Origin of the sequence: Arsenicicoccus sp. UBA6765 (assembly GCF_002453335.1) — a bacterium.
Lineage (GTDB): Bacteria > Actinomycetota > Actinomycetes > Actinomycetales > Dermatophilaceae > Arsenicicoccus > Arsenicicoccus bolidensis.
Window position 1 is genome coordinate 1 of record NZ_DKGR01000029.1, and the last position, 6,623, is coordinate 6,623.

At 73.0% G+C, this 6,623-nt stretch carries 9 protein-coding genes and 1 pseudogene; 6 read left to right on the forward strand and 4 right to left on the reverse strand.

The features are described 5' to 3' along the window. The 6 genes and pseudogenes from B4K29_RS08555 to B4K29_RS08580 form a co-directional block, all read left to right on the forward strand. Window positions 1-516, forward strand: a pseudogene (locus tag B4K29_RS08555) (RNA polymerase subunit sigma-24); the annotation flags it as partial. Between the two features lie 63 nt (window positions 517-579). After that, a complete protein-coding gene (locus B4K29_RS08560; protein WP_286959743.1) occupies window positions 580-1,440 on the forward strand; it encodes an FkbM family methyltransferase in 861 nt (286 codons plus the stop codon). Window positions 1,441-1,499: 59 nt separating this feature from the next. Then, window positions 1,500-1,652 (forward strand): hypothetical protein, encoded by a 153-nt coding sequence (locus B4K29_RS08565; protein WP_286958555.1) that lies wholly within the window; start codon window positions 1,500-1,502, stop codon window positions 1,650-1,652. Further along, window positions 1,649-2,461, forward strand: a complete 813-nt coding sequence (locus tag B4K29_RS08570; RefSeq protein WP_286967055.1) for an NAD-dependent epimerase/dehydratase family protein — start codon at window positions 1,649-1,651, stop codon at window positions 2,459-2,461. Before B4K29_RS08565 ends, B4K29_RS08570 begins: the two co-directional genes overlap by 4 nt. Window positions 2,462-2,649: 188 nt before the next feature. Next, complete coding sequence (locus B4K29_RS08575; protein ID WP_286967057.1) at window positions 2,650-3,042, forward strand: DUF2237 family protein; 393 nt, start codon at window positions 2,650-2,652, stop codon at window positions 3,040-3,042. Beyond that, the gene (locus tag B4K29_RS08580; protein ID WP_286967059.1) at window positions 3,035-3,898 is read left to right on the forward strand and encodes an NAD-dependent epimerase/dehydratase family protein; all 864 of its coding nucleotides are present in this window, start codon (window positions 3,035-3,037) and stop codon (window positions 3,896-3,898) included. The genes B4K29_RS08575 and B4K29_RS08580 overlap by 8 nt, the downstream gene beginning before the upstream one ends. 82 nt (window positions 3,899-3,980) lie before the next feature. Here the strand turns inward: B4K29_RS08580 and B4K29_RS08585 are convergent, their stop codons facing one another. The 4 genes from B4K29_RS08585 to B4K29_RS08600 all read right to left on the reverse strand — a co-directional run bounded on the left by B4K29_RS08585 (window position 3,981) and on the right by B4K29_RS08600 (window position 6,486). Beyond that, the gene (locus B4K29_RS08585; RefSeq protein ID WP_239266686.1) at window positions 3,981-4,478 is read right to left on the reverse strand and encodes a metallophosphoesterase family protein; all 498 of its coding nucleotides are present in this window, start codon (window positions 4,476-4,478) and stop codon (window positions 3,981-3,983) included. A gap of 60 nt (window positions 4,479-4,538) precedes the next feature. Continuing rightward, on the reverse strand, window positions 4,539-4,820 hold the full coding sequence (locus B4K29_RS08590; protein ID WP_239266684.1) for a mycoredoxin: 282 nt from the start codon (window positions 4,818-4,820) through the stop codon (window positions 4,539-4,541). A 65-nt stretch (window positions 4,821-4,885) separates the two neighbouring features. Then, window positions 4,886-5,854 carry a hypothetical protein gene (locus tag B4K29_RS08595; RefSeq protein WP_286967061.1) on the reverse strand — a complete coding sequence of 323 codons (969 nt, stop codon included), beginning with the start codon at window positions 5,852-5,854 and terminating at the stop codon, window positions 4,886-4,888. Between the two features lie 101 nt (window positions 5,855-5,955). Then, on the reverse strand, window positions 5,956-6,486 hold the full coding sequence (locus tag B4K29_RS08600) for a DUF1697 domain-containing protein (RefSeq protein WP_286967063.1): 531 nt from the start codon (window positions 6,484-6,486) through the stop codon (window positions 5,956-5,958). Window positions 6,487-6,623: the final 137 nt, after the last annotated feature.

The window sequence follows — 6,623 nt, forward strand, 5'->3', positions numbered from 1 at the left end:
GCCATTGGGAGACACGCCCTAGTGCTGCTCGCGGACCAGGACCGGAGCCGCTGGCACCGCGACGAGATCGCCGAGGCGGTGGCCCTGCTCGAGTCCGCACCCCTGCGTGGCGGGCTGCCGGTCCAGGCCGCCGCCTACCTCCTGCAGGCGCGCATCGCGGCGGAGCACGCGCTGGCGCCGCGGCCCGACGACACCCGCTGGGACCGGATCGTCGCGCACTACGACCTGCTCGTGGCGGTGGCGCCCGGCCCGAGCGTCGAGCTCGCCCGCGCCGTGGCGGTGGCGCAGGCCCGCGGGCCAGGGGCCGGCCTGGCCGCTATCGCGGCGATCAGCGGGGTCGGCGGGGTCGGCGCGAGCCACCGGTTCGACGCCGTGCGCGCCGAGCTCCTGACCCGGGCCGGGCGAGTGGCGGCGGCCAGGACGGCATACGACGCGGCGATCTCCTTGTGCCGCAACGAGGCCGAGCTCAGCCACCTGCACGACCGGCGCGCTGCCCTCGACCAGCCACCGGGCTAACCCCCACCGCGACGACCGCCCCCTCTAGGGTCGACGGACCGCCGGCGCGACACGAGGAGCAGCATGTCCGGGACGATCTCCCCACGACGCGAGTCCGACCGTCTGGCAGACCTGCTCGGGCCGACGCGGCTCACGGAGGTCGTCGACATCGGGGCCAACCCGCTCGAGGACGAGCCGCCCTATCTCGCCATGCTGCGCGAGGGCGCCTGCCGGGTCACGGGATTCGAGCCGCAGCCCGAGGCGATCGAGCGACTGCGGTCGGCCGCAGGCGATCTCGAGCGCTACCTCCCCTATGCCATCGGCGACGGCGCCACCCACACCCTGCACCTGTGCGCCTCGTCCGGGTTCTCCAGCCTCTACGAGCCCGACCCCGCGCAGCTCGAGCTGCTCGTCGACTTCCCCCGGCTGGCAACGGTGGTCGACCGTCTGCCGCTCCCCACGACCCGCCTCGACGACGTCCGCGAGATCGAGCTGCTCGACCACCTCAAGATCGACGTGCAGGGCGCCGAGCTCATGATCTTTCGCGGCGGCCGCGAGACGCTGGCGCGGGCCACGACCATCCAGGTCGAGGTGGGCTTCCACCGGCTCTACCGGGCCCAACCGACCTTCGCCGAGATCGACCTCGAGCTGCGCGAGCAGGGGTTCGTGCCGCAGGGATTCGTCTCGACCAAGACCTGGCCGATCGCTCCCGTCCAGTGGGCCGACGCCGACGAGCGCCAGGCTCGGCAGCTCGTCGAGGCCGACGCCCTCTACGTCCGCGACCTCACGCGGCTCGACCTGCTCGACGACGAGCAGCTGCGTCACCTCGCGCTGGTCGCGCACCAGGTCTACGACCAGCGTGGGGTGGCGCTGCACGCCATACGGGAGCTGGTGCGACGGCGCGCGCTGGACCCGTCGACCGAGTCGCGCTACCGAGCGCCGTGACCAGGGGTTGTGCAGCACGTGTTCACCTCCTGTCCAGCGCCCGTGGCGAGAGTCGGCCCATGACCGACGTCGACGCAGCCCGCGAGACCGGGGTGCCCCGCGCCGAGCTGATGGCGACCGCCGAGGGACGCCACCTTTACGAACGAGCAGGCTTTTCCACCACCGCCTTTCCCGCCATGCGGGCCGACCTGCGCGCGATGATGGAGCCATGACCGACACCGACACGGACACGGGCACCACGCGGACCAGGCGACGGATCCTCATCACCGGCGCGACCGGAGGCATCGGGCTGCTGCTGGCTGACCGCCTGCGCGACGACTACGAGATCGTGCAGCACGGCCGCACCCCCAAGAACGACGAGCAGGAGCGAGTGCTCCAGCGGGCCGACCTCGAGGACTACGCCGAGGTGCTGCCGCTCATGGAGGGCGTCGACACCGTCCTGCACCTCGCGGGCTCCGCCTCCCCCGAGTCCGACTGGGACGACGTGCTCGCCGCCAACATCGTGGGCTACCGCAACGTGCTCGAGGCGGCTCGCGAGGCCGGGGTGCGCCGCGTGGTCTACGCGTCGTCCAACCACGCGATGGGGATGTACGACCGGCTCGAGCAGTGGCCCGTCTATCCCCACCAGCTGCCGCGCGCCGACTCGCTGTACGGCGTGTCCAAGGTGTTCGGCGAGACGCTGGGCCGCTACTACCACGACGAGCACGGACTGGACGTCATCGCGCTCCGCATCGGGTGGATGTCCGACGACCCGTTCGACGCCGACGAGGACCTGCTGCACGCCATGTGGCTCAGCGAGGACGACACCGAGCGGGTCTTTCGCTGCGCGATCGAGGCCGAGGTGACCTTCGGGCTCTACTATGCGATCTCCGACAACCCCAACCGCCGCTGGGACCTCACCAACACGATGCTCGAGCTCGGCTACCGGCCGCAGGACTCGTGGACCGAGCGCACCGACGAGCCGGAGGACGTGGTCGAGGGCGGCGCCCCGGTGCGCGACGACTGGCCGCTCAACTCCTGACGCGCCCCGCCGTGCCCCCGGGGCGCGCCATACCTCCTGGGCACCCCCGAGGATCGTGAGGGTTTGGTCCAAGGATGGTGGACGTTGGGTCTGGTGGCAGAGGACCCCGCGCCCGGGCACCCCTCCTGACGGTGACCCGGCGTCGGGCCCAGGCCCCACCGACCGTCGGGCCCCGGCATACTGGCCCCATGACCCAGCTCAACGTCCTCGGCGGTCCGCTCGACGAGTGCGGGCAGGACCCCGTGACCGGGTTCTATCGGGACGCGACCTGCACGATCGGTCCGGAGGACCTGGGGCACCACTCGATCTGCGCGGTCGTCACGGTGGAGTTCCTGCAGCACCAGCGGTCGATCGGCAACGACCTGTCGACCCCGCGCCCGCAGTACGGCTTCGCGGGGCTGCAGCCCGGTGACACCTGGTGCGTGACGGCGCGCAACTGGCTGATGGCGCACGAGGCGGGGGCCGCCGCGCCGGTGCGGCTGGCCGCGACCAACCAGGCCGTGCTGGGGATCGTGCCGCTGGAGGTGCTGCGGGCGTATGCCGTCGACGTGCCCGACGACACCAGCTCCCTCGATGGCTGAGGCGCGCAGCGTCGAGGCGGGGACGACCGCCACCCTGATCGGGTGCGGCGACCTCGGGGCCCGGATCGGGCTGCGCCTCGCGTCGCTGGGCGTGGCCGTGCGCGCGGTGCGTCGTCAGGTCGACCGCGTCCCGGCTCCGCTGCACGGCATCGCTGCCGACATCACCGACGACCGCACGCCCCTGCCCGACCTGTCCGCCGACCTGCTCGTGGTGTGCCTGACCGCCGACGAGCGGGACGAGGCGGGCTACCGGCGCACCTATGTCGAAGGGATGTCGCGCGCTCTCGAGGCGGCCACCCGGGCGGGCCGGTCACCTCGCCGGGCCGTCCTCGTGTCCTCGACCGGGGTGTATGGCGACGCCGCCGGTCTCGTGGACGAGACGACCCCGCCGGAGCCGTCACGCCCGACCTCGCGCGTGCTGCTGGAGGCCGAGTCGGCGTTCCGGGAGGCGGTGCCGCACGGCACGGTGGCCCGGCTCAGCGGCCTGTACGGCGACCGCGAGCCCCGCATCGTCGCGCAGGTGCGGCGCGGCGAGGACCCGCACCCGCACCGGTGGACCAATCGGCTGCACCGGCACGACGCGGCGGCCGCCGTCGTCCACCTCCTGACCCGCCCCGAGGCGCCGGACCCGCTCTACGTCGTCACCGACGACGAGCCCTGCACCAGCGGCGAGCTGAGCGCGTATGTCGCTGCGCTGCTGGGGATCACGTGGTCGGTCAGCACCCCTGGTCGATCCGTGGCCGAGGGTCGCTGCCTGTCCAACGCGCGTCTACGGGCGACCGGCTTCACGCTGCAGCACCCGACCTATCGCGAGGGCTACCGCGCCCTGCTGACCGGGCTCGGCCTCACCGTCTGACCCGGATCGGGTGAGTCTGCTGCTCGTCGACGAGCAGCGGACTCACCCGATGACGCGCGCCAGGCGCAAGGACGCCTCAGCCTCAGAGGGCCACGATCTCGTGGCGGACGAGCTCGCCTGCGGCGATCTCGAGGACCCCGGCCGTATGCCGTGGCTGCCGCCTCTTGTCTGTCGGCGACCCGGGGTTGAAGAGATGCGTCCCATCGTCCACCACGTCCATGGGGATGTGCGAGTGGCCGTAGACGACGAGGTCGGCGTCCGGGAACCGCCGCCGCATCCGCCGCCCCCGCCCCGGCCGGGGACCGGCGTCGTGGATCATCGCCACGCGGAGGCCGGCGACCTCGAGCGACAGCGTCTCGGGGACGCCGGCTCCCCAGGCGGCGACGTCCGGGCCGTCGTTGTTGCCGAGGACGACCCGGACGGGGGCGTAGGCCGCGAGCTCGTCCAGCACCGCGGGCACGCACACGTCACCCGCGTGCAGCACCAGGTCCGCCTGCTCGAGCAGGGGGACCAGGCTGGGCGGCAAGGACTTCCAGCGCCGGGGCGCGTGCGTGTCCGACACGACCAGCAGGCGCGTCATACGGCGGGCCCACGGGACGTCATACGGCTGGGGACGGACATGGCGAGCTCGCGGGGAGACTCAGCCGAGCCGCGAACGGACCTCGGCGAGCGAGGGGTTGGTGGCGGAGCTGCCGTCGGGGAAGACCACGGTCGGCACGGTCTGGTTGCCGTGGTTGATGACCTCGACCAGCTCGGCGCTCGCGGCCGAGTCCTCGATGTTGACCTCGGTGTAGCCGATGCCGGCGCGGTCGAGGTCGCCCTTGAGGCGGCGGCAGTAGCCGCACCAGGTGGTGGAGAACATCGTGATGGTGCCGGCCTGCGGCAGGGCGACGCCGGGGGGGAGGATCTCGCTCACGTTCATGCCCTCCCCAACACCGGGGCGGGCCGCGCGATTCCGCAGCCCCGCCCCGCCCCGGCTCGAGCCGATCAGCGCGTCGGACGCCAGGGCTCTGCCTTGCCTGCGTCACCCACGCACCTGTCGACGATCGAGGTGGGCATGCCCGGCGCCCTGGATCGCAGGGTCGCGCAGGTCGGCGTGTCCTGGCCGCTCCACACCTCGGACCAGCCGTTGGCGCCCTGGGCCCACAGGGCGGCCGCGCCCTCGCACTCCGGCGCGAAGTAGCTGCCGCGCGCGTAGCCGCCGACCCGCTTGTCGACGCGGGCCCCGAGGTCGCAGCCGTCGCCGGCGTTCATCGTCCGCAGCCGCCCGACGAGGTAGGTCCGCAGCTCGCCCGTCGCGCCCGTGACCTGTGGGTCGGGCTCGGCGACCAGGCCGGGTCGCCAGGTGACGGCCTTGCCGTCGAGGAGGCACTGCCCGGCGATGCTGGTCGGCATCTGAGGCGCCAGGCGGGCCAGCTCGGTGCACTGTGGCGGCTCCTGCCCGCGGTGCACGACGTGCCAGCCGGCCGCCTCGCTGTAGGCCCAGATGCCCTTGCCGGCCTCGCACTCCGGCGCGAAGTAGCTGCCGCGCGCGTAGCCGCCGACCCGCTTGTCGACGCGGATGTTCACGTCGCAGCCATCCCCCTTGTTGACGTCGGCGAGGTGCGCCTCGAGATAGGCCTTGAGCCCGCCGGTCGCGCCGGTCACCTGGCCTCCCCCCTGCGTGCCTGTGGACGGGCGCGCCGCGCGGGTCGTGGTGCCGGTCGAGCTGCCGTATGTCGCGGCCGGGGCCCGCGGGGTCGGGGCTGTGGTGCCGGTCGTGCCGGCACCCGCGCTGCCCGTCCCGTTGGTGGCGGTGGGCGCGGACGGCATACCGGCCGTGCTCCCGCTGGACGCCGACGCGGCGCTCGACCGGGCCGCCGAGCTGCCCGCCGCGTCGCTCCCCCCGGAGCCGCAGGCGGTCAGCGCCAGCACGGCGACGGCGGACGAGGCGAGTGCTGCGATGCGAGTTCCCATGACGTTCCCCCTGTTTCATGGACCGGGCGGTGCGCCCTGGCTCTGCTGGGGAGACGCGGCTCACGGGCCAGGAGGTTGCACATCCATCCGGGCGAACCGTCTCAGCACCACTTGGCCGCGATGGCCTCGACCACGGTGCGGTTGCGGTTGGTGGCCATCCCTGCGACGCGCTCGACGGCCGTGTTGGTGAGTCGCGACCGGTGGTAGTCGGGGCCGAGCAGCAGGTGCACGGCCCGCCCACGGGGCACGACCCGCTCGCCGGGAGCCTCGAGGGCGTGCAGCGCAGTGACCACCTCCGCGGACGGCTCCTGCGGCAGGAAGGACAGGTAGTGCCTGCCCTCGTGCCCCTCGCCGACCTCGTCCAGCTCGTCGGCCACCGCGCGGACCTCCGCCGGCGTCAGCAGCGCCACCGGCACCTCGAATCCCCGGTCGTCCAGGAATGCTCGCTCCATCGCGGCGACGACCTTGTCGCGCGAGCGCATCGTCGTGGTGAGGCGCACGTTGCCGGTGTTGATGTGGGTGGCGACGTCGGTGAACCCCGCCGCCTCCAGGCACGCGACGATCTGCTGGGGCGAGAACGTCCGCTTGCCGGCGAGGTTGATCGCCCGCAGGAAGCCGATCCAGGTGCTCATGACGCCATCCTCCCCCACCACCCGCCGAGACGCCCCCGCCCACCCCGTCGAGAGGCTCCCACCCACCCGTTGAGAGGCGACAAATGGGGGTTGTGGCCGGCTCATCACCCCCATTTGTGGCTCTCCTGACTGATCCG

Bases quoted from the DNA above. Each gene is read 5' to 3' on its own strand.
- B4K29_RS08600 (WP_286967063.1), bottom strand. From the start codon at position 6,486: ATGAGCACCTGGATCGGCTTCCTGCGGGCGATCAACCTCGCCGGCAAG.
- B4K29_RS08560 (WP_286959743.1), top strand. From the start codon at position 580: ATGTCCGGGACGATCTCCCCACGACGCGAGTCCGACCGTCTGGCAGAC.
- B4K29_RS08585 (WP_239266686.1), bottom strand. From the start codon at position 4,478: ATGACGCGCCTGCTGGTCGTGTCGGACACGCACGCGCCCCGGCGCTGG.
- B4K29_RS08565 (WP_286958555.1), top strand. From the start codon at position 1,500: ATGACCGACGTCGACGCAGCCCGCGAGACCGGGGTGCCCCGCGCCGAG.
- B4K29_RS08590 (WP_239266684.1), bottom strand. From the start codon at position 4,820: ATGAACGTGAGCGAGATCCTCCCCCCCGGCGTCGCCCTGCCGCAGGCC.
- B4K29_RS08595 (WP_286967061.1), bottom strand. From the start codon at position 5,854: ATGGGAACTCGCATCGCAGCACTCGCCTCGTCCGCCGTCGCCGTGCTG.
- B4K29_RS08570 (WP_286967055.1), top strand. From the start codon at position 1,649: ATGACCGACACCGACACGGACACGGGCACCACGCGGACCAGGCGACGG.
- B4K29_RS08580 (WP_286967059.1), top strand. From the start codon at position 3,035: ATGGCTGAGGCGCGCAGCGTCGAGGCGGGGACGACCGCCACCCTGATC.
- B4K29_RS08575 (WP_286967057.1), top strand. From the start codon at position 2,650: ATGACCCAGCTCAACGTCCTCGGCGGTCCGCTCGACGAGTGCGGGCAG.